This is a genomic window from Rhodoferax sp., from assembly GCF_030646845.1.
Classification (GTDB): domain Bacteria; phylum Pseudomonadota; class Gammaproteobacteria; order Burkholderiales; family Burkholderiaceae_C; genus Rhodoferax.
This window is the reverse complement of the sequence record NZ_JAUSLE010000059.1, coordinates 13577-35007: the sequence shown is the minus strand read 5'-3', so window position 1 is coordinate 35007 and position 21431 is coordinate 13577. Positions and strand designations below refer to the sequence as shown.

The following is a 21431-nucleotide window of genomic DNA, read 5'->3' as shown; positions in this document are numbered from 1 at the left end:
CAGCCGGGAATGGCTGGCCACACGGCAGGAAACACGATCATCCTTCACGCACCGAAGGATGCCAGAACGCGGCACGGCGTTCCAGCTGAACCAGCACGGCATAGGCGACCGACCCGGTCACCGCCGCCACCACAATGGCACCCCACACCAGCGGCATGTTCATGCGAGACGCCTCGGTCGAAATACGAAAGCCCAGCCCCGACGTGGGCGAGCCAAAAAACTCGGCCACGATGGCACCGATCAGGGCCAGTGTGGCATTGACCTTGAGCGCGCCGAACATGAAGGGCAACGCGGCCGGCAATCGCAGCGCCAGCAGGGTGCGTGTGTAGCTGGCCGCGTAGCTGTACATCAGCTCGCGCTCCAGCTTGCCCGAGGCTTTGAGCCCGGCCAGCGTGGACACCAGCATGGGGAAGAAGGTCATCAGCACCACGACCGCCGCCTTGGACTGCCACTCGAAGCCAAACCACATCACGGCGATCGGCGCCACCGCCACCAGGGGGATGGTGCTGGTCAGGGACGCCAGCGGCAGCAAGCCGCGTTGCAGGAAGGGCATGCGGTCAATGGCAACAGCCACCGCAAAACCCAGGCCGGAGCCCAGCGCCCAGCCGATTAGCACCGCCTTGAGCACGGTTTGCACAAAGTCGCCCCACAGCGTGGACCAATGGCTGGCGATGGATTGCAGGATCAGACTGGGCGGCGGCAGCAAGACCCTGGGCACCTCAAACGCGACCACCAGCAACTGCCAGAAATAGACCACCCACAGGCCAAACAGGGCTGCCGTCAACATGCCGTAAATGCGGGCACCATCGAGAGCGGCCATGCGCCGGATCGACTGCACGGCCAATACCGCCAGTACGACCGTGGCCAGCCAGAACAGCGGCGTCGGCGGCTCGTCACCGGCGGCAGACGCCAGCGGCATCAACAGTACCGCGCCGGCCAGGCAGGCCAACACCAGCAGCGCGGTCAATTTTGTGGTGCGCGTCATGCCTGGCTCCGGTGTCGCAGCACCAGGCGCTCAACGCCGGCCACGACCGTGGTCAGCGTCAGGCCGAGCAAGGCCGACATCACCAGCGCTGACCAGATTTGCACCGTGTTGCCGTAATAGGAGCCGGTCAGCAGACGCGCGCCCAGGCCGGCCTGCGCGCCCGTGGGCAACTCGGCCACCATGGCCCCCACCAGGCCGGCGGCGATGCCGACACGCAGGGCAGGAAACAGAAAAGGCAAGGCAGCCGGCAGGCGCAGCAGCCACAAGGCCTGCCAGCGCGTGGCGGCATAGGTGTGCAGCATCTCGGTCTCGATGCGCTGGGGCGAGCGCAGGCCCTGCACCATGGCCACCGTGACCGGGAAAAAGCACAGGTACATGGCGATCACCGCTTTGGGCGCGACACCGGCAAAGCCCAGGCTGCCCAGAATCACCAGCACGATGGGCGCAATCGCCAGCACCGGCACGGTTTGCGAGGCCACGATCCAGGGCAACAGGGCCCGGTCCAGCGTGCGCGAATGGACAATGCACACCGACAGGATCAGGCCCAGCAGGGTGCCCATGACGAAGCCCCACAACGTGGACTCCGCGGTCACCGCCACGTGGTACAGCAGGTTGCGCGGAGAGTCCAGCGGCCAGTCCACCAGACTGGACCAGAGATCCAGCGCCACCTGATGGGGCGCGGGCATAAGGGGGCGCTGCATCGACATGGTGGCGCCCAGCAGGTCTTGCCAGTTCCATGCACCGTCCTGGGGCAGCACGCGTTCGATCGCGCCCGGGGCATTGAGCCACCAGGCCGCGCCATACCAGGCCAGCAATACCGCCAGCAGCATGACGGCCACGGGCAAGCCCTGCAGCCTGAGCCGCGCCATGCTGCTGGTGCCGAGGGTGTCAGTCATGGTGGCCATCAGCCAGGGCTTCGCGCACCGCGTGCGCCACTTCGATGAATGCCGCGGTGTCGCGCAGCCCCAGGTGCCGCTCATCCGGCAGGGGTGAGTCAATCACCTTGACAATGCGCCCGGGACGCGGCGACATGACCACGATGCGGGTGGACAAATAGACCGCCTCGGCAATGGAATGGGTGACAAACACGACAGTGCGGCGCTCCCGCTGCCAGAGCTGCTGCAACTGCTCGTTGAGCCGGTCACGCGTGATTTCGTCCAGCGCACCAAAGGGTTCATCCATCATCAGAATACGCGGCTCGAACGACAGGGCCCGCGCGATGGAAACGCGCTGCTGCATGCCGCCGGACAGCTGCCAGGGGTACTTCTGCTCGAAACCCGTCAACCCGACGCGGGCCAGTTGTTCCAGCGCAATCGCCTTGCTGTCAGCCCGGGAGCGGCCCTGAATCTGCAGCGGCAAGGTGACGTTGGCCAGCACGGTGCGCCACGGGAACAGGGCTGGCGCCTGAAAGACATAGCCATACGCGCGGGCCAGACGAGCCTGGTGCGGGGTGACGCCGTTGACCAGGACCTCGCCGGCGCTGATTTTCTCCAGATCGGCAATCACGCGCATCAAGGTCGTCTTGCCACAACCCGAGGGACCGATCAGCGCAACGAACTCGCCCTCACGGATGTCCAGGTCAATGTCGCTGAGGGCGTGAACGGGTGAATCCGTAGCCTGGTAAATCACACTGGCATTGCGGACTTGGACGGCCAAGGGGGAGGCAACCGACAACCTTGACGACACTTCAGGATTTTTCATTGACACGCAAAAATTAAGCGGGGCTGCACCATAAAGAAGAAACTAACCAATTGGTCAAGTTATTCTATCGACACAAGCTAGTTTCGTGCCAAAAATATCACTAGGGTTTGTACCGCCCGGCGTCACCACTTTGCGTGACCGTTGCCCGGGTGTCTTTCGCGTTTGCACAGACCCCGCTGATAAAATTGGCCGGTCACTGGGGAGCAGTCGGATCTCGACTTGGCAAGACCTTTGGCCGCACCCCCTTCGGATGGGCCGGGGGAGTTGAGTGGTCATTGTTTTGTCCGGCCCGGGAATTCATCATGGAAGCTCTCTTCATCTCAACCGGCGTGGTTGCGCTCGCCGAAATCGGCGACAAGACCCAGCTGCTCGCGTTCATCCTCGCAGCGCGTTTCAAAAAACCAATACCCATCATTGCGGGCATCCTGTGCGCCACGCTGGTCAATCATGGCCTGGCAGGCGCGTTGGGGGCGTGGATCACGTCGGTGGTGAGTCCCGAGACCATGCGCTGGGCGCTGGGCCTGTCGTTTATCGGCATGGCGATCTGGACCATGATTCCCGACAAGATCGAGGAAGAAGAAACCCAGGTGGCGAAACATCTGGGCGTCTTCGGGGCCACGTTCATCACGTTCTTTCTGGCTGAGATGGGTGACAAGACCCAGATTGCCACGGTAGCCCTGGCAGCGCACTATGGCGCTCCGCTGCTGGTGATCGCCGGCACCACGCTGGGCATGCTGCTGGCCGATGTGCCTGCGGTATTTCTGGGCAACAAGTTCGCCGCAAAGATCCCCATGAAACTGGTCCACTCCATTGCAGCGGGGATCTTCGCGCTGATGGGATTGTTGACGCTGCTCAAAGTCGAAAAGCTGTTTCAGTAGAAGATCAGCCACAGGACCAAGTCGCAAAGGGCCGAAATAAGATATCGCTTGCTACCGTTCAAGGACCACCATGCGACCCACAGCCAGAATCATCGCCCCGATCATCTTCACATTGGCCCTCCTTTCCAGCAGCCTGTGTCTGGCCGGTCGCCCGCTGGCGGTAGACGATGCCAACGTCAACGAGGTGGGCTCGGGTCATGTAGAAGCCTGGTATGCACAGCAGCCCGGTGGGGCCGATGTGTGGACCGTGGCGCCTGCCTACGGATTGACCGAGGGCATGGAGATTTCCGCCTCCTGGGCACGCGACGCAAGCAACGAGGTCAACACCACCGCACTGCAGGCCAAGTTCCGTCTCACGCCGTCCCTGAAGGACGGCTGCAATGTGGGGGCTGCCATCGGCGCCTCACGGCCCAATGACGGCAGCGGCAACACGCCCTTCATCAATGGTCTGCTGAGCTGCAATATGGACGCGGGCTCCCTGCACCTCAACCTGGGCGCGAATCGCCCGCCTGATGGCCCAACACTGAACACCTGGGGCGTGGCCTTTGAGCGCGAGTTCGGCGCCATGACCGCTCATGTCGAGTACTTTGGCCAGGAACAATCAAGCCCCACTTTCCAGCTGGGGCTGCGCACCGAGCTGGTCAAAAACGTTCAGATCGACGGCACCGTGGGCCACTCCAGTGGTGACGCCCTGTTCAGCCTGGGTCTGAAATTCCAGTTCTAGCCCGTAGTGCAACCACACCCACCCTGCCCTAGCGCAATCAACCCATCACTCCCCCGAGATCATGAACAGACTCCAATTCTGCATAGGGTTCCTGGGCGGGCTGGCGTTTGCAGCGTCGCCATTGTCTGTGCATGCACAAGCGTCCCCAGCGGCGGCGACAAGGATGGATACCGCCTCCGCCGTGAATATGGCCGGGCGTCTGCGCATGCTCTCGCAGCGCATGGTGAAGGCGTACCTCCTGCTGGGACAGGGAATCGCGGCCGATGACGCCCGGACCATCCTGCAAGGATCGATCAATCAGTTCGAATCCGAACTCGCGGCGCTGAAAACGTTCCAGCCGACCCCGATGGTGCGCAGTGCGCTCGCGAAGCTGGAAGGCGCATGGCCAAAATGCAGGGCGCTGCTGTCAGCTGCACCGGGCAAGGCGGGTGCGACTGAGCTCTACGACGCCAACGAGGCGCTGCAGCAAGCGGCACACAGCGCGACGCTGGCCTACGAGCAGGTCAACGCGACGCCACTCGATCACCTGGTGAGCATCGCGGGACGCCAGCGCATGCTCTCGCAGCGCATGGCCAAGTTCTATTTCTATCGCACCTGGGGACTCCATGACGATGCGGCCGATATGGAATTGCACCTCAGCCGCGCGCATTTCACTGCCGTGCTGATCCAGATTGAAAGTTCGCAACTTCCATCGGCGCAGAGCAAGGCAGGCGTTGCGCGAATCCGGCGCGAGTGGGAACCGTATCAACAGCTGCTGTTCGCGAGCCGGGAGCCCGCGAAGATGCGCGGGGATGCCGCGCGCGTCGCCGAGTTGAGTGAGCGCGTGCTCGCGGCCACCGAGGAACTGGTTGCGCAGCTCGTGGCCCAGGCACAGGCTGTGCCCCGTTAGCGGAAGTTGCCGATCATCACCGTGGCGCCACTGCAGCCAGAACGGCTGCTGGCGTGACGTCCTGGTTTCAAGTTCGGCAGACTATTCACTCGCCCCTGACTGACGCGAACGCGCCAGTGCCACATACCACTCCAGACAACCCGGATTGGCCATGGCCTCGCGGTTGACCACCTTCTCCAGCGGTTGGCCCAGCAGCAGCTTCTTGATCGGCAGTTCCTGCTTTTTGCCCGAGAGGGTGCGCGGAATTTCTGCCACCTGAAAGATCTCGTTGGGAACAAAGCGCGGTGACAGGGCAGTTTTGATGGCCTCATTGATCCTGCTGCGAACCGTGTCGTCCAGCGTCACGCCCTCGCGCAGCACCACAAACAGCGGCATGTAGCTCTCGCGCCCCAGGTACTCCAGATCGACCACCATCGAGTCCAGCACTTCGGGCAAGGCTTCCACCGCGCTGTACAGCTCGCTGGTGCCCATGCGCAGGCCGTGCCGGTTGATGGTGGCGTCACTGCGGCCATAGATGATGCAGCCGCCGTGGCGCCCGACCTTGAGCCAGTCGCCATGGCGCCAAACGCCGGGGTACATGTCGAAGTAGCTGGAGAGGTAGCGCTGGTTGCCCTCGTCGCCCCAGAAATACAGCGGCATGCTGGGGATGGGCTGGCTGCACACCAGCTCGCCCACCTCGTCGATCACCGGCTGGCCCTGCTCGTTCCAGGCCTCCACCGCACAGCCCAGCAAGCGGCACTGCATTTCACCGGCGACTTGCGGCAGCTCGCGGTTGCCCCCAATGAAAGCACCGGCAAAATCAGTGCCGCCCGAAATATTGCACCACCAGATGTCCTTCTGGGCCTCGGTGCCGGCCAGCCGGGCGAACTGCTCGGTGCCCCAGCGTTGCGCTTCTGCACTCAGGGGGGAGCCGGTGGTGCCCAGCGCCCGGACGCTGGAGAGATCGCCGCAAGTTGCCAGGTCCACACCCGCCTTCAGGCAGTTGGCAAAAAATGCGGCACCAGCGCCGAAGAAGGTCACACCCAGCTCGGCCGCAAACCGCCACAGCGTGGTCCAGTCGGGCGCCACCTTGTTGCCTGCGGCATCGACGGTGCTGCCACCCGGGTTGCCGTCAAAAATGCAGCAGGTGGTGCCGCTCAGCAGCCCGCTGATCTGCGCGTTCCACATCACCCAGCCGGTGGAGCTGTACCAGTGGTAGCGCTCGCCCAGGGAGTTGGCGTCGTAGCTGCAGCCCACATCGTTGTGCAAGCCTTTGAGCGCCTGCGCCACGATGACCGTACCGCCATGACCGTGCACGATGGGCTTGGGCAGGCCGGTGGTGCCGCTGGAATAGACAATCCACAAGGGATGGTCAAACGACAGCCACATCGGCTCGAACGCATTGGTTTGCGCATCATTTCGGGCTGTAGCCCCCGTGAAATCAGCGCATGTCGCTATCTTTTTAATAGCACTCGTGTCCAGGCCCAGGTTGTCGTGCAGGATCACATGCCGTACCGAGGGCAGTGCCGCACACAACTCGGCCACCACCGCAGTGCGGTCAAAGTCGCGCCCACCATAGGTGACGCCATCGCAGGCGAACAGCACCTTGGGCTCGATCTGCCGGAAGCGGTCCAGCACCGCGTGGGTCCCCATGTCGGGCGCGCAGATGCTCCACACGCCGCCGATGCTCACGGTTGCCAGAAACGCGACCGCGGCCTCGGGGATATTGGGCAGGTAGGCGGCCACGCGGTCACCGGGCTGCACGCCCTGCGCCTGCAGGTGCAGGGCGAGCGAAGCCACCTGGCGGCGCAGCTCGGGCCAGCTCAGATGCCGCGCAGGCGCGGTGCCCAGGCTTTTCTCGTTGTGGCTGATGATGGCTGAGAGACCTGCTGCATCAGCCGCCCCGACATGCCGCAAGACCTGCTGCGCATAGTTGTATTGGGCACCGACAAACCACTTGGTGCGCGGCATGGGCGCGCCGTCACACACCACGCTGTGCGGCGTGGGCGACCGCAGATCGCCGTAGTCCCAGATGCTTTGCCAGAACGCGTCCAGATCGGTCGTGGACCAGCGCCAAAGGTCGTCATACGAATCAAACGACAGGCCGCGCTGCTCGCGCAACCAGTTCTGATACAGGCGAATCTGCGGAACGAAGGGCGGTGTTGTGGGTTGAGTCATATGCCAAGGGTAGCGCGACTCGGCGCATTCGGGCAAGCGCATGTGCGTCAGGGTTTGCACGGATGTTCAATTTCTTGTACGGTTGTCCAATGGCGTCATGAGCCCGCTTTCACCGACCGCTCCCGCCAGCCCACGCCAGCCTCCGGCACGCGCGGCGCGCCGAACCGTCGCGCGCCCCGATCGCAAGGCGGCCATCTTGCTGGCGGCAGAAAAACTGTTTGCGCAGCGCGGCTACCACGCCGTCAGCATCCGGCAAATTGCCGAGGAGGCCGGTGTACCACTGGCCCTGGTCGCTTATTACTACGGCCCGAAGCATGAGCTCTTCTACGCCATTTTTGAGCACTGGAACGACACGATTGAGGAGCGCCTGGCGGCGCTGCGCCGCATCCCGCATGACCCACAAGACCCGCGCACGCTGGCGCGCATTGTTGAAGCCTTCACCGGGCCGGTGCTGCGGCTGCGCACCAGTGCCGAAGGCGAGTACTACGCGCTGCTGGTGGCACGCGAGCTCTACCATGCGACCGCGGAAACCGACCGGGTGCTGCGCGCCTACTTCGACCCGCTGGCCAATGCTTTCATTGACGCCATGCACGGCGTCCTGCCCCATGCCGCACGCGGGCAGGTCGCCTGGTGTTATCAATTTGTCCTGGGCGCGTTGTTGCACCATCTGAGCGACACCCGGGTAGAGCGCCTGTCCAGAGGCGAGAGTGTGCAGGGTGACCCGGCCGCCGGCGTCCTGCTCAACAAGTTCATTGTGGGCGGCATACGCGCTGCCTTGCCCACGCCGGCCCCAACTACAACCAGGTTTCATAAACCGACGAGGAGACAAGCATGAAGAAAAAACTGTTCCAGAAAACTCTGCTGATCACTGTCCTGGCCCTGGTCGCCAGTAGCGGCGCTCACGCGCAGCAGGTGATCAAACTCACCGCTGCGGCCGGCCACCCGCCGGTGTTTCTGTGGATCAAGACGCTCGACGAAGTGTTCATTCCCGAAGTGGACAAGAAGCTCGCCGCGGGTGGCAAGTACAAGATCGAATGGACCAAGGCCTGGGGCGGCACGCTGATGAAACTGGGCAGCGAGTCCAAGGGCGTGGCCGATGGCGTGGCCGATGTGGGCGTGGTGAGCACGCTGTTCGAGGCGGCCAAGTTCCCGCTGCAAAACATCTCCTACTACACGCCCTTCGGCAGCGACCGCATTGACCTGGTGAGCAAGACAATCGCCGACATGCAAAAGAACATTCCCGCCATGTCCGACGCCTGGACCAAGAACGGCCTGGTTTACCTCGGCGGCATGGCGCTGGACTCGTACCACATCTGGTCCAAGTTCCCGATCACCCGGTATGAAGACCTCAACGGCAAGAAGATCAGCGCGCCCGGCCCTGCGGCCAACTGGATCCGCGGCACCGGCGCAGTGGGCGTGGCCGGCTCGCTCAACACCTATTACGAAGACATCAAGTCCGGCGTGTCGGACGGCGCGGTGGTGTTCACCACCGGTGCCTGGGGTGCCAAGCTGCACGAAGTGGCGCCTTATGTGACCAAGGTCAATTTCGGTGCCATGTTCGCCGGCGGCGTCGTCATCAACAAGAACCGCTTCGACCGCCTGCCCCCCGAGGTGCAGACCGCCATCCGCGAGGCCGGCGACACCTGGACGGCGCAATATGCCAAGGCCCAGAGCGCGCTGGTGGACACACGTGTGAAGGAGATGACCGCGGCCGGCGCCAAGTTCAGCGAACTCAGCGACGCCGAACGCAAGCGCTGGGCCGACGCCCTGTCGCCGGTGGCCAAAACCTGGGCGGCCGACGCTCAGAGCAAGGGCCTGCCGGCCAATGAGGTGCTCAACGCCTATATGTCGAGCCTGACCAAGGCCGGCGCCAAGGTGCCGCGCGACTGGAGTAAATGAGGTGACCCAAGCCGCGCAACGGCAAGCCCACGCCGCGCCTGCCGCAGGCGCGATCGCGTCCGACTCCTACGGCACGGCGCTGCCGTTTGGCCTGCACCATCTGGTCAGCGGCATGAACGCACTGGGAACCCTGTGGATCCTGGCGCTGATGGTGCTGATCAACCTGGACGTGTTCGGCCGCAACCTGCTGGGTGTGCCGGTGCGCGGCGTCACCGAGCTGGTGTCGCTGTCCATCGTGGGCATCGTGTTCCTGCAGCTGGGTGACACCCTGCGCAGCGGCCGCTTCACGCGTGCCGACATTCTGCTGGACCGGCTCAAGCACACCCGCCCCGCCCTGACCGATGCGCTGCACGCGCTGTACCACCTGGTGGGCCTGGCGCTGATGCTTGTCATTCTCGCGGCGAGTTGGGAGCCTCTGGTCGAGTCGATCCGCATCCGCGAATACGTGGGCGCAATCGGCGACTTCCAGGCACCGGTGTGGCCGGTGCGGCTGATCACGCTGCTGGGCCTGGCGGTCACGGCGCTGTGTTTTCTGATGCTGGCCTGGCTGGACCTGCGCCGCATGGCCAGCCGCCGCACCACCGGAGGCCGTTCATGAGCAGTGTGACGATTGCCCTGGGCTCGCTGGTGCTGATGCTGGTGTTCATCTACGCCGGCCTGCATGTCTCCATCACGCTGGGCCTGATCAGCTTCGTCGGGGTGTGGCTCATCCGTGATGACGCGGGCGTCGCCGCCAACCTGCTCGCGCAGGCGGTGAGCGACTCCATTGCCAGCCACATCTTCGGCGTGGTGCCGCTGTTCGTGCTCACCGGCTTTCTGGTCGCGTATGCCGACATCGGGAAGGATGCGTTTGACGTGGCCAACCAGGCGTTCCGGCGCATCCGTGGCGGGCTGGGCGTGGCCACGGTGGCCGCCAACGCGGTGTTTGCGGCGATCACCGGGATTTCCATCGCCTCGGCGGCGGTGTTCACCCGGGTGGCCGTGCCGCAGATGCTGCGCTTTGGCTATCAGCCCAAATTTGCGGTCGGCGTGGTGGCAGGCTCATCGGTGCTGGGCATGCTGATTCCACCCAGCTTGCTGATGATCCTCTACGGCTTCCTGGCCGACCAGTCGGTGGGCGACCTCTTCACCGCCGGCATCGTGCCCGGCCTGCTGCTGGCGGTGGCTTTCGCCGTGGTCATCGTCGCGATGGCCCACCTGCGCCCGGATATGGTGTACCGGGACGGCACGCCGCAGGCCGTGGAAGACGACGCGCTGATGCCGGTGAGCGAGATGCTGCTCAAGATCGTCCCTATCGTGCTGCTGATCGGCTCCATCCTGGGCGGCATCTACGCCGGCCTGTTCACCGCCACCGAGGCCGGGGCCGTGGGCGCGCTGATGGCGTTGTTGATCGCCGTGGTCCGGCGCAAGCTCACACTGCGCAGCTTCTGGGGGGTTTTGACCGAGACCGGCCACGTCACCGTCTCGGTGAGCTTCCTGATCATCTGCGCCAACATCTACACCCGTATGCTGGCCATGAGCGGCACACCTCAGGCCCTGCTGGAATGGATGTCGGTGGCCGGCTTCGGCGTGGTGGCGTTCCTGCTGATCTATGTGGTCATCATCATTCTGCTGGGCACCATCATCGACTCGTCATCCATCCTGCTGATCGTGCTGCCGCTGATGCTGCCGATCGCGCAGCAGTTTGGCTTGAACCTGATCTGGTTCGGCGTGATCACGGTGGTGGCGGTGGAGATCGGCCTGCTGACGCCCCCCTTCGGCCTCAGTGTCTACGTCATCAAAAGCACGCTGGGCAACACGCTCGATATCCGGCTGGGCGACATCTTCCGCGGCACGGCGCCCTTCACGCTCACCATGCTGGCGGTGCTGGCGCTGCTGATGGCGTTTCCCCAGATCAGCCTGGTGCTGCTTAAATAATTCCCAAGAGAAAGCGGAGCAATCCATGACACGCAAATTTGTTGATCTGTCGATCTACCTTGAAAACGATGTGCTGAGCGATCCACCGGCCTTTGCGCCCAAGATCGAGTACTTCACGCACGAAAACACCTTCGAGCAGATCGAGCCCTTCTTCCCCGGCCTCAAGAAAGAAGACCTGCCCGATGGCGAGGGCTGGGCGGTCGAGCGGGTGGCCCTGTCGACCCACAACGGCACCCACCTGGACGCGCCCTACCACTTTCACAGCACCATGAACAAGGCGCTGGGGCACCAGGAGCGCGCAATTGCCATCGACGAGGTGCCGCTGGAATGGTGTTTCCAGCCCGGCGTGAAGCTTGACTTCAGCCAGTTGCCTGACGGCTATGTGGTGACCGCCGCGGATGTGGAGGCCGAGCTCAAGCGCATCGGGCACACCATCTCGCCACTGGAGATTGTGGTGGTCAACACGCGTGCCGGTGCGCGCTACGGCGAGCCGGACTACGTGTCGTCCGGCTGCGGCATGGGCTATGAAGCCACCATGTACCTGCTGGAGCGCGGCGTGCGCCTGACCGGCACCGACGCCTGGAGCTGGGACGCGCCCTTTGTGCACACGGCCAAGAAATACGGCGAAACCCATGACGCCTCGCTGATCTGGGAAGGCCACAAGGCCGGGCGCGACATTGGCTACTGCCATCTTGAGAAGCTGCACAACCTTGAATCCCTGCCGGCCACCGGCTTTTACATCTCCTGCTTCCCGCACAAGATTCGCGGCGCATCGGCCGGCTGGACCCGCGCCGTGGCCATCTTCGATGACCGGCTGAACGCCGCCTGAAACCCCATGAGCCCGACGATGCAACTCAACCACACCCACGATGTCACGGCCACGAGCTGGCTTGAATCGGCCAATGCCGCCGGCTGTGACTTCCCCGTCCAGAACCTGCCGTTCTCGGTGTTTCGCCGCACTGGCAGCAACGAAGCCTTTCGCGGTGGCGTCGCCATTGGCGACCAGGTGATTGACCTCGCCGCCTTGAACCGTGCCGATTGCCTGGAGGGGCTGGCGGCCAAGGCAGCCGGCCAATGCACGCAGTCCGTGCTCAACGACTTCCTGGCCATGGGACCGGCGGCCTGGCAGGCGCTGCGCCACGCCCTGTTTGCGCTGCTGCAAAGCACCGCGTCCGCCACGTCGGTGGCGGCCGTGCGCGCCTGCCTGGTGCCGCAAGGCACGGTGGAATACGCGGTGCCGACCCGCATTGGCGACTACACCGATTTCTACACGTCGATTCACCACGCGCTCAACATCGGCAAGATGTTCCGCCCGGATGAGCCCATCACGCCGAACTTCCAGTGGGTGCCGATTGCCTATCACGGCCGCGCCTCCAGCATCGGTGTCAGTGGCCAGATGTTTCGCCGGCCCATGGGCCAGGCCATGCCGCCTGGCGCCAGCGCGCCGGTGTACGGCCCCTGCGCACGCCTGGACTATGAACTGGAGCTGGGCATCTACATCGGCCAGGGCAATGCGCAGGGCGAACCGATTGCACTGGACCAGGCCGAGCCCCACGTCTTTGGCATCTGCCTGCTCAATGACTGGTCAGCACGGGACATCCAGTTCTGGGAGATGGCGCCACTGGGTCCCTTCCTGGGCAAGAACTTTGCCACCACCATTTCGCCCTGGATTGTGACGCTGGAGGCGCTTGCGCCCTACCGCCAACCCTGGAGCCGCCCGCCCGGCGACCCGCAGCCGCTGGCCTATCTGGAATCGAAGGGCAACCGGGCACAGGGCGCCATTGATATTCAGCTGGAAGTCTGGCTGGAAACGGCACAACAGCGCGCGCGGGGTCTGGGTGCGGCCCGTCTGTCGCATACCAGCTTCCGGCACCAGTACTGGTCGGTGGCGCAAATGGTGACGCACCACACCATGGGCGGCTGCAACCTGCAGCCGGGCGACTTGCTGGGCAGCGGCACCATCTCCGGCCCCACCGCGCAGGAGGCCGGCGCGCTGATTGAGCTGACCGAAGGCGGCCGCAAACCGGTGATCCTGGACGACGGCGAGCAGCGCGGCTTTCTGCACGACGGCGACGCGGTCATCCTGAAGGGCTGGTGCGAGAAACCCGGCCATGCCCGCATCGGCTTTGGTCAGAGCCAGGGAGAAATCCTCCCCGCCCTCGGCAACTGAAAATCGGCCTGGCGCTTGCCATGAAACCAACAGCTGGTGACACCTGTTTGACAAGGGAGGGCATCCGGTTTTGTTTATAGTTCCACCAACGAATCTGCCTGGAACCTTGATGCGCATCTGGAAAAAACCAATCTCTGTGGACGAGCTCACCACGATCAGCCTCAACACAGCGACCTCCCATTTAGGCATTGAGTTTCTGGAGGTGGGCGACGACTTCATCCGGGCCCGCGTGCCGGTGGACAAACGCACCGTACAGCCCTACGGCCTGCTGCACGGCGGCGTGAGCGTGGTGCTGGCCGAGACGCTGGGTTCCTGCGGCGCCGCCTATGCCAGTCCCGAGGGTCATGGCGCCGTCGGACTGGACATCAACGCCAATCACCTCAAGGGCGTGAGCAGCGGCTGGGTCACCGGTACCGCACGCCCGGTGCATATCGGCCGTACCACGCAAGTCTGGCAGATCGAGATGCGCAACGACAGCGGCGAACTGACCTGCGTGTCGCGCATCACGATGGCGATGCTGACGCCCCGTTAGGCATCAAATCGGGCCCTAGCCCCCGTCGAATAAGCGCCACATGCTATCTATTTAATAGCAATTGCGTCGGTTCGTTATTCCGAAGCGGCTTGCGCCAGCTTCTCACTCTTCCAGTACACGTCATCACCTGCCGTGCCGTCGGTGCGGTAGCGGTTGAGCACGCGCGCCAGCACAAACATCAGGTCACTCAGGCGATTCAGGTACTGACGCGGCGTGTCTTTCAGTGCCTCCTGGCCTTCCAGCGCCACCACCGCACGTTCGGCGCGGCGCGCCACAGTGCGGCAGACATGGGCCAAGGATGCGGCGCGGCTGCCGGCGGGCAGGATGAACTCCTGCAAGCGCGGCAGTGCGGCATTGTGCTCGGCCAGTGCGACGTCCAGCGCCAGCACGGCCTCCGGCTTGAGCAGCTCGAAACCGGGAATGGACAACTCGCCACCGAGGTTGAACAGCTGGTGCTGGATTTCCACCAAAAGTAAGCGCACGCTCTCGGGCATGACTTCGCACAGCAAGACGCCGATGTTGGAATTGAGCTCGTCCACGTCGCCCATGGCGTGCACGCGCAGGCTGTTCTTGGATACCCGCGTGTTGTCGCCCAGCCCCGTGGTGCCGTTGTCGCCGGTGCGGGTGGCAATTTGTGTCAGTCGTTGTCCCATGATGGAGCGCTCCTTTGTGGCCGCTATTGTCACGCCAATCGCGGCACGACGGCGCCGCAGCGCGGGGCTGCGCCGTGGCTCTGCGTCAGGTCAGGACACAGCCCGCCGTGGTCAGCGCGGCCGCAGCGCCGGCCACTGCGTTTTTGACCTGCACGATCTCGGCCACGATGGACACCGCGATCTCGGCCGGCGTTTTGGCACCCAGTGCCAGTCCGACCGGGCCGTGCAGGCGCTCCAGCTCTTCGTGGCTCAGGTCAAAGTGCTCGGCCAGGCGCCGCTTGCGCGCGTCCTGGTTGCGGCGCGAGCCCAAGGCGCCGACGTAAAACGCATGGGACTTGAGCGCTTCGAGCAAAGCCATGTCGTCGAGCTTGGGGTCGTGCGTGAGGGCCACGATGGCCGTGTGGGCATCGGGCGCCATCTCGCGCACGACGTCATCCGGCATGCCCTCCACCCGGCGGATGTCCGCCATTCCCGGCAGGCCCGCCATCAGGGTGGCGGCGTATTCTTCGCGCGGGTCGCACACCAGCACTTCAAAGTCGAGCATGAGCGCGATCTGCGCCACGGCCTGCGACAGCTGGCCGGCGCCAATCAGCAGCAGGCGCCATTTGGGGCCAAACACGGTGCTCAGCGTGGCGCCGTCAAAGGCCATGGTCTGGCCGCGCACGGCGCTGGAGAGTTGCACGGCGCCGCTGGCCAGGGTGAGGGTGCGCGCCACCAGCTGGTGGTCTGCCGTGCGGGCCAGCAGTTGCGTCACCCAGGCGGTGTCGAGCAGCGGCTCCTGCACCAGGCGCAGGGTGCCGCCACAGGGCAGGCCGAAGCGGGCGGCTTCTTCCTGGCTGACGCCGTAGACGATCATGGCGGGTTTGCGCAATGCGGACGTATCACGATCGGTCGCCTTAAAGCCGGCCTTGGTGCGGGCAATCAGGTCGTCTTCGACGCAGCCACCCGAGACGGAACCGCTGACCACGCCGTCATCGCGCACCGCCAGCAGGGCGCCCGGCGGGCGCGGCGCGCTGCCCCAGGTTTGCACCACGGTGACCAGCGTGACCGCGTGGCCGGCCGTGCGCCAGGCCAAGGCATCGGCCAGCACGCGGAGATCAAGACTTTCCATTACGCCGCCTTTTTAGTCTGGGCGCGGTTGCGCAGGGTGAAGAAGCCGCGGTACAGCGCCACACTGATCACCATACCCCAAGTCATGCCGACGAACATGCCGCCCAGCATGCCCGGCAGTGTGCTGGTACCCGCAGCAAGTTGCCAGCGCGACAGCCACAAGGCACCGGCGGTCATGCCCACCAGCATCCAGCTGGAACACATCAGGTTCTGGGCAAAGAGCGAGCACAGGTAGCGACCGCAATGGGCCCTCAGCAACCGCAGGCTGGGGATCGCCAGCAGTCCGCCGACCAGCATGCCCGCGTGCATGCCGGGCAGGAATTCAAGGTGAAGTTGCAGGCTGTCCATGAAGCCCAGGTTCGCGGACTGGGCACACAGGCTGTCCAGCCGGGCGGGGCCCGCGTCATAGAAGTCGTACAGCAGGCCCAGCAGCATGCCGCCAAACCCGAGCGACAGCATGACATGCGGGGGCGACAGCCCGGCGCGCTGGGGACGTATCCAGGCCAGGGCGGCACAGCCCGCGGCGACCGCAGCCAGCGTCAGAAGGATGACAACGGTCTGGTGACTCTGGGTGCCGACCGCACCGGATTGTCCGACCGCCCACAGCGTGAGCCCCACCAGCAAAATCAATACGGCGGGTGTCAGGGCGGCAGAACCGATGCCGCGGGCCAGCCAGTGGGGAGGGGCATTCATGGCAATCGTTCTATTCACATTAACAAACGAAAAAATGATTCATTAGGGCAAACCCCATATTCACCTGGACCTTGCGACCGCAAAATTCGGCGGCAGACGCGCAAGAGCCGGGTGAGCTTTTTCTTCACAAACCGACCAGTTCAGGCATGCGACTCTAGCGGCGGGTCCACGGGACTGCGCGACCCATGAACGAAGCGCGCCTGAAATGCATGAGCGTCCGTATTCCGGCACGAAGGCGCCCGCAGCGAATCGCACTTAATCTCACGAGCACTTTTTTGATGAAAACTTGCCCCATCGGTTCCCCTTCCGCCCCGCCTTCGAGTTCATGGCTTTATCTGCTGGAACGATTTGACGTCGGTGTCGTTCATCTGGACCTTGAGTTGCGGGTGATGGGGATGAACGACTACGCGCGGCGCAGCCTGCCGCTGCAGGACAAGATGCCCTTTGGCAAGATCGTGACCTCGTTCCATCCGGAGGCGGCACAGACCAAAGTCAAGTTCCTGCTGGGTCAGGCCGAGTGCCCGGTGAACAACGCACCGCCCATGGCCATGATGATCAACATTCCTGATCGGATGCTGCTGATCAAGGTGTCCAAAATCGGGGATGCGCAGGGTGCAACCACCGGGTATACCCTGGTCTTCTATGACATCACCGAGGTGGTGAGCCATGAGACAGAAGTTGGCACGACCGCCCGTGGCGCGCGCGAAGGCGGCGACAAGCGGCAATTGCGCAAGATACCCACCATCAAACAAAACCGCGTGCTGCTGGTGGATGTGCCCAGTGTCTCGTTCATCCGTTCCGAAGGGCACTACACCTGGGTTCACACCGGACAGGGCAGCCAGTTCTGCAACCTCAACATTGGGGACCTGGAGAGCCGGCTCGATCCGCAGCTGTTCCTGCGGGTGCACCGCAGCTACATCGTCAACCTGTCCCACGTCGACGAGATCGTGCGCAACGACGGCCGCATGACACTGCGCATGATGGGATCGGCGCCGGTGGAGATTCCGGTGTCACGCGCGAGTGCGCCGCTATTGATGGAGCAGCTCGGGCTGGGAGACGCCATTCCGGTCAAGCCAGGAACCTGACGCATGGCGGGCCTCGGGCTTATGGGTTCTGCGGCTCCCGCTTATCGTTCGTGCAACGTTATTGCCATTCGTGCAACGTGAGCGACCGTTGATTGCTTAGCTTCCCCCGCCGGATTGGCTGGCGCTAGAGTCGCGCTCCTAAAGGTCAACAAGGCCGTACAGGAGACAAAGTGATTCCACCCTCATTCGCGTACCACGCGCCCCGCTCCATTGGCGAGGCACTCACATTGCTGACCGAACTGGGCGACGACGCCAAGCTTCTGGCCGGCGGCCACAGCCTGTTGCCCATGATGAAACTGCGCTTTGCGCAGCCGGGCACGCTGATCGACATCAACCGCATTCCCGAACTGCGCGGCATCCGCGAGGAAGGCGGCCTGATCCGCATCGGCGCCATGAGCAGCGAGAGCGACCTGATCGCCTCCAAACTGTTGCAGGAACGCCTGCCTTTGCTGCCCGAGGCGGCCCTGCTCATTGCCGACCCGCAGGTGCGCAACCGCGGCACCATCGGTGGCGACATTGCCCATGGCGATCCCGGCAACGACCACCCTGCGATCGCGATGGCGCTGGACGCCACTTTTGTGTTGCAGGGGCCCAAAGGCGAGCGGCAGGTGAAGGCGGTGGACTTCTTCCACGGCACCTACATGACGGCGCTGGCCGAGAACGAAATCCTCACTGCCATTCTGGTGGCGCCGTTCCAGGCCGGCACCGGCTACGCCTACCAGAAGCTCAAGCGCAAAACGGGCGACTGGGCAACGGCCGGCGCTGCCGTGGTACTGCGCATGGCCGGGGGTCTGGTGACGCAGGTCAGCATCGGGTTGACCAACGTGGCGCCCACCGCACTGCGCGCCCGGGACGCGGAAGCCGCCCTGCTGGGCAAGGCAGTCAACGACACCACGCTCAACGCAGTGGCACAGGCGGTGCGTGCGGTGTGCGAACCGGCGGAAGACCTGCGCGGCGACATTGAATACAAGACCGCCATGGCAAGCGAGATGGTCAAGCGGGCGATTCGTGCCGCCGCTGCCCGTTGCCACTGAAACCAGACAAGAACGACAAGGAGACTTTCAATGAGCAAAACACTAGTGTCAATGACCCTCAACGGCCGCCAGGTGGAAGAGGCGGTCGAACCGCGTACCCTGCTGGTGCACTTTCTGCGCGAGAAGATGAACCTGACCGGCGCCCACATTGGCTGTGAGACCAGCCACTGCGGCGCCTGTACCGTGGACATCGACGGGCAGTCCGTCAAGTCCTGCACCCACCTGGCGGTGCAGTGCGATGGCAGCGACGTCAAGACCGTCGAAGGCCTGGCCAATGTCGGCGTGCTGCATGCGGTGCAGGACGGGTTCTACAAGGAGCATGGTTTGCAGTGCGGCTTCTGCACGCCCGGCATGCTGATGCGCGCTTACCGCTTCCTGCAGGACAACCCGACGCCCACCGAAGAGGAAGTGCGGGTTGGCATGGCGGGCAACCTGTGCCGCTGCACCGGCTACCAGAACATCGTCAAGGCCGTGCTGCACGCAGCCAACGCATTGCAACAAAACAAGGTCGCCGCGTAAGCGCGCGCCCACAAAGGAGACATGCATGAACGCACCCGCAAGTGATCGCGAAAAAGCCCTGATGGGCATGGGCGAGTCCCGCCTGCGCAAGGAAGATGCGCGCTTCATCCAGGGCAAGGGCAATTACGTGGATGACATCAAGCTGCCCGAGATGTTGCACATGGATATCGTGCGCTCGCCGGTGGCCCACGCCCGCATCCTGCGCATCAACAAGGAAGAGGCGCTGAAAGTACCGGGCGTCATCGCCGTGCTGACCGCCGAGGACCTCAAGCCACTCAAGCTGCACTGGATGCCCACGCTGGCGGGCGACGTCGCGGCCGTGCTGGCCGACGGCAAGGTCCATTTCCAGATGCAGGAAGTGGCGGTGGTGATCGCCACCGACCGCTATGCGGCCGCCGACGGGGTGGAAGCGGTGGAAGTCGAATATGAAGAGCTGCCGGTGGTGATTGACCCGTTTGAGGCCCTCAAACCTGGCGCACCCGTGATTCGGGAAGACCTGGCCGGCAAGACCGAGGGCGCACATGGCAAGCGCTACCACCACAACCACATCTTCACCTGGGATGCCGGCGACAAGGACGCGACCGATGCCGTCTTCGCCAGCGCCCCGGTCACCGTGAAGCAGGACATGCATTACCCGCGCGTGCACCCGTGCCCGCTGGAAACCTGCGGCGCGGTGGCGTCTTTCGACCCGATCCGCGGCGAGCTCACCACCTGGATCACCAGCCAGGCACCGCACGTGGTGCGCACCGTGGTGTCCATGCTGTCGGGCATTCCGGAATCCAAGGTCCGCATCATCTCGCCCGACATTGGCGGCGGCTTTGGCAACAAGGTCGGCATTTACCCCGGCTATGTGTGCGCGATCGTCTCGTCCATCGTGCTGGGTAAGCCGGTCAAATGGATCGAGGACCGGATCGAGAATCTCTCCAGCACCGCGTTTGCGCGTGACTACCACATGACAGGTGAACTGGCGGCCACCGCCGACGGCAAGATCCTGGCGCTGCGCACCAATGTGATCGCGGATCACGGCGCCTTTGATGCCTGTGCCGATCCGACCAAGTTCCCGGCCGGCATGTTCCACATCGTCTCCGGCAGCTACGACATCCCCACCGCCTATTGCCGCGTCGATGGCGTCTACACCAACAAGGCGCCCGGCGGCGTGGCTTACCGCTGCTCGTTCCGCGTGACCGAAGCGGTGTACCTGGTCGAGCGCATGGTCGATGTGCTGGCGCAGAAGCTGGGCATGGACAAGGCCGAGATCCGCTCGAAAAACTTCATCAAGCGCGAGCAGTTTCCCTACACCTCGGCCTTCGGTTTCGAGTACGACTCGGGCGACTACCAGACCGCGCTCGACAAGGTGCTTAACGCCGTCGACTACAAGGGCTTGCGCGCCGAGCAGGCGGCCAAGCGCGCCGACCCGGAGTGCCCGACGCTGATGGGCATTGGCCTGGTCACCTTCACCGAAGTGGTGGGCGCGGGTCCGAGCAAGATTTGCGACATCCTGGGCGTGGGCATGTTCGATTCGTGCGAGATCCGGGTGCACCCCACCGGCTCGGCCATCGCCCGCATGGGCACGATCTCGCAGGGGCAGGGCCACCAGACCACCTATGCGCAGATCATCGCCACCGAGCTGGGCATCCCCAGCGAAGTGATCCAGGTCGAAGAGGGAGACACCAGCACGGCACCGTACGGACTGGGCACCTACGGCTCACGCTCTACGCCGGTGGCGGGTGCGGCCATTGCCATGGCCGCGCGCAAGATCCACGCGAAAGCGAAGAAGATCGCCGCCCACCTGCTGGAAGTCAGCGAGGCCGATCTGGAATGGGAAATCGACCGCTTCAAGCTGCGCGGCAACGACGCCAAGTTCAAGACCATGAAGGACATCGCCTGGGCCGCCTACAACCAGCCACCGGCCGGGCTGGAGCCTGGCCTGGAGGCCGTGCACTATTACGACCCGCCCAATTTCACCTTCCCCTTTGGCGCCTACCTGTGTGTGGTGGACATCGACAAGGGCACGGGCGAGACCAAGATTCGCCGCTTCTATGCGCTGGACGACTGCGGCACCCGCATCAACCCGATGATCATCGAAGGCCAGATTCATGGCGGCCTGACCGAAGGTTTTGCCGTGGCGATGGGCCAACTGCTGTCATTCGACAAGCAGGGCAACATCCAGGGCAATACGCTGATGGATTACTTCCTGCCCACCGCGGTGGAAACGCCGAAATGGGAGACCGACTACACCGTGACCCCGTCACCGCACCACCCGCTGGGCGCCAAGGGCGTGGCCGAGTCGCCGCACGTGGGCAGCATTCCGACCTTCACCAGCGCCATGGTGGATGCCTTTGCCCACCTGGGCGTGACCCACTTCAACATGCCGCACACCGCCTACCGCGTGTGGCAACAACTCAAGGCTGTCGGCATCGCCAGCTGAGATCCGATTGACCAGGGCGGGTGCATTGCGGTGCACCCGCCCTCTTGTATTTTCAGA

Annotated in this window: 21 protein-coding genes; 14 read left to right on the top strand and 7 right to left on the bottom strand. The window is 64.0% G+C overall.

Annotated elements, in window-relative coordinates; translation table 11 throughout:
* Positions 1-37 precede the first annotated feature (37 nt).
* The 3 genes from Q7T10_RS14295 to Q7T10_RS14285 are packed head-to-tail and all read right to left on the bottom strand — an operon-like array spanning position 38 to position 2641.
* The gene (locus tag Q7T10_RS14295) at positions 38-985 is read right to left on the bottom strand and encodes an ABC transporter permease (protein WP_304749430.1); all 948 of its coding nucleotides are present in this window, start codon (positions 983-985) and stop codon (positions 38-40) included.
* Positions 982-1881 (bottom strand): ABC transporter permease, encoded by a 900-nt coding sequence (locus tag Q7T10_RS14290; RefSeq protein WP_304749427.1) that lies wholly within the window; start codon positions 1879-1881, stop codon positions 982-984. Before Q7T10_RS14290 ends, Q7T10_RS14295 begins: the two co-directional genes overlap by 4 nt.
* On the bottom strand, positions 1874-2641 hold the full coding sequence (locus Q7T10_RS14285; RefSeq protein WP_304749425.1) for an ABC transporter ATP-binding protein: 768 nt from the start codon (positions 2639-2641) through the stop codon (positions 1874-1876). Before Q7T10_RS14285 ends, Q7T10_RS14290 begins: the two co-directional genes overlap by 8 nt.
* 347 nt (positions 2642-2988) lie before the next feature.
* On the opposite strand from Q7T10_RS14285, the gene Q7T10_RS14280 reads away from it, so the two are divergent.
* The 3 genes from Q7T10_RS14280 (at position 2989) to Q7T10_RS14270 (ending at position 5177) form a co-directional block, all read left to right on the top strand.
* Positions 2989-3564, top strand: coding sequence for a TMEM165/GDT1 family protein (locus Q7T10_RS14280; RefSeq protein ID WP_304749422.1), 576 nt, complete (start codon positions 2989-2991; stop codon positions 3562-3564).
* A 70-nt stretch (positions 3565-3634) separates the two neighbouring features.
* Positions 3635-4288 carry a hypothetical protein gene (locus Q7T10_RS14275; RefSeq protein WP_304749419.1) on the top strand — a complete coding sequence of 218 codons (654 nt, stop codon included), beginning with the start codon at positions 3635-3637 and terminating at the stop codon, positions 4286-4288.
* A 163-nt stretch (positions 4289-4451) separates the two neighbouring features.
* Entirely contained in the window at positions 4452-5177 is a 726-nt protein-coding gene (locus Q7T10_RS14270; protein WP_304749416.1) for a type IV pili methyl-accepting chemotaxis transducer N-terminal domain-containing protein, read from the top strand.
* 81 nt (positions 5178-5258) lie between these two features.
* On the opposite strand, the gene Q7T10_RS14265 is transcribed toward Q7T10_RS14270, so the two are convergent.
* Entirely contained in the window at positions 5259-7334 is a 2076-nt protein-coding gene (locus Q7T10_RS14265; RefSeq protein ID WP_304749413.1) for an acetoacetate--CoA ligase, read from the bottom strand.
* A gap of 97 nt (positions 7335-7431) precedes the next feature.
* On the opposite strand from Q7T10_RS14265, the gene Q7T10_RS14260 reads away from it, so the two are divergent.
* From Q7T10_RS14260 to Q7T10_RS14230, 7 genes are all read left to right on the top strand, one after another.
* The gene (locus Q7T10_RS14260) at positions 7432-8169 is read left to right on the top strand and encodes a TetR/AcrR family transcriptional regulator (RefSeq protein ID WP_304749410.1); all 738 of its coding nucleotides are present in this window, start codon (positions 7432-7434) and stop codon (positions 8167-8169) included.
* A complete protein-coding gene (locus tag Q7T10_RS14255; protein ID WP_304749407.1) occupies positions 8166-9233 on the top strand; it encodes a C4-dicarboxylate TRAP transporter substrate-binding protein in 1068 nt (355 codons plus the stop codon). The genes Q7T10_RS14260 and Q7T10_RS14255 overlap by 4 nt, the downstream gene beginning before the upstream one ends.
* 1 nt (position 9234) lies before the next feature.
* The gene (locus tag Q7T10_RS14250; RefSeq protein WP_304749404.1) at positions 9235-9831 is read left to right on the top strand and encodes a TRAP transporter small permease subunit; all 597 of its coding nucleotides are present in this window, start codon (positions 9235-9237) and stop codon (positions 9829-9831) included.
* Entirely contained in the window at positions 9828-11150 is a 1323-nt protein-coding gene (locus tag Q7T10_RS14245) for a TRAP transporter large permease (protein ID WP_304749402.1), read from the top strand. The genes Q7T10_RS14250 and Q7T10_RS14245 overlap by 4 nt, the downstream gene beginning before the upstream one ends.
* Positions 11151-11175: 25 nt before the next feature.
* A complete protein-coding gene (locus Q7T10_RS14240; RefSeq protein WP_304749400.1) occupies positions 11176-11979 on the top strand; it encodes a cyclase family protein in 804 nt (267 codons plus the stop codon).
* 18 nt (positions 11980-11997) lie between these two features.
* A complete protein-coding gene (gene fahA / locus Q7T10_RS14235) occupies positions 11998-13320 on the top strand; it encodes a fumarylacetoacetase (protein WP_304749497.1) in 1323 nt (440 codons plus the stop codon).
* A 109-nt stretch (positions 13321-13429) separates the two neighbouring features.
* A complete protein-coding gene (locus Q7T10_RS14230) occupies positions 13430-13852 on the top strand; it encodes a hotdog fold thioesterase (protein ID WP_304749397.1) in 423 nt (140 codons plus the stop codon).
* 74 nt (positions 13853-13926) lie between these two features.
* On the opposite strand, the gene Q7T10_RS14225 is transcribed toward Q7T10_RS14230, so the two are convergent.
* From Q7T10_RS14225 to Q7T10_RS14215, 3 genes are all read right to left on the bottom strand, one after another.
* Positions 13927-14505 (bottom strand): cob(I)yrinic acid a,c-diamide adenosyltransferase, encoded by a 579-nt coding sequence (locus Q7T10_RS14225; RefSeq protein WP_304749394.1) that lies wholly within the window; start codon positions 14503-14505, stop codon positions 13927-13929.
* Between the two features lie 85 nt (positions 14506-14590).
* Positions 14591-15616 carry an XdhC family protein gene (locus Q7T10_RS14220; protein WP_304749391.1) on the bottom strand — a complete coding sequence of 342 codons (1026 nt, stop codon included), beginning with the start codon at positions 15614-15616 and terminating at the stop codon, positions 14591-14593.
* On the bottom strand, positions 15616-16308 hold the full coding sequence (locus Q7T10_RS14215) for a hypothetical protein (protein WP_304749388.1): 693 nt from the start codon (positions 16306-16308) through the stop codon (positions 15616-15618). Before Q7T10_RS14215 ends, Q7T10_RS14220 begins: the two co-directional genes overlap by 1 nt.
* Before the next feature lie 278 nt (positions 16309-16586).
* Here Q7T10_RS14215 and Q7T10_RS14210 point away from each other — a divergent pair, with 278 nt between their 5' ends.
* From Q7T10_RS14210 to Q7T10_RS14195, 4 genes are all read left to right on the top strand, one after another.
* Positions 16587-17393 (top strand): LytTR family DNA-binding domain-containing protein, encoded by an 807-nt coding sequence (locus Q7T10_RS14210; protein WP_304749385.1) that lies wholly within the window; start codon positions 16587-16589, stop codon positions 17391-17393.
* A gap of 170 nt (positions 17394-17563) precedes the next feature.
* A complete protein-coding gene (locus Q7T10_RS14205; RefSeq protein WP_304749383.1) occupies positions 17564-18427 on the top strand; it encodes a xanthine dehydrogenase family protein subunit M in 864 nt (287 codons plus the stop codon).
* A gap of 30 nt (positions 18428-18457) precedes the next feature.
* Positions 18458-18946, top strand: coding sequence for a (2Fe-2S)-binding protein (locus Q7T10_RS14200; protein ID WP_304749382.1), 489 nt, complete (start codon positions 18458-18460; stop codon positions 18944-18946).
* 25 nt (positions 18947-18971) lie between these two features.
* Positions 18972-21374 (top strand): aerobic carbon-monoxide dehydrogenase large subunit, encoded by a 2403-nt coding sequence (locus Q7T10_RS14195; RefSeq protein WP_304749381.1) that lies wholly within the window; start codon positions 18972-18974, stop codon positions 21372-21374.
* The last annotated feature ends 57 nt before the right edge of the window (positions 21375-21431 follow it).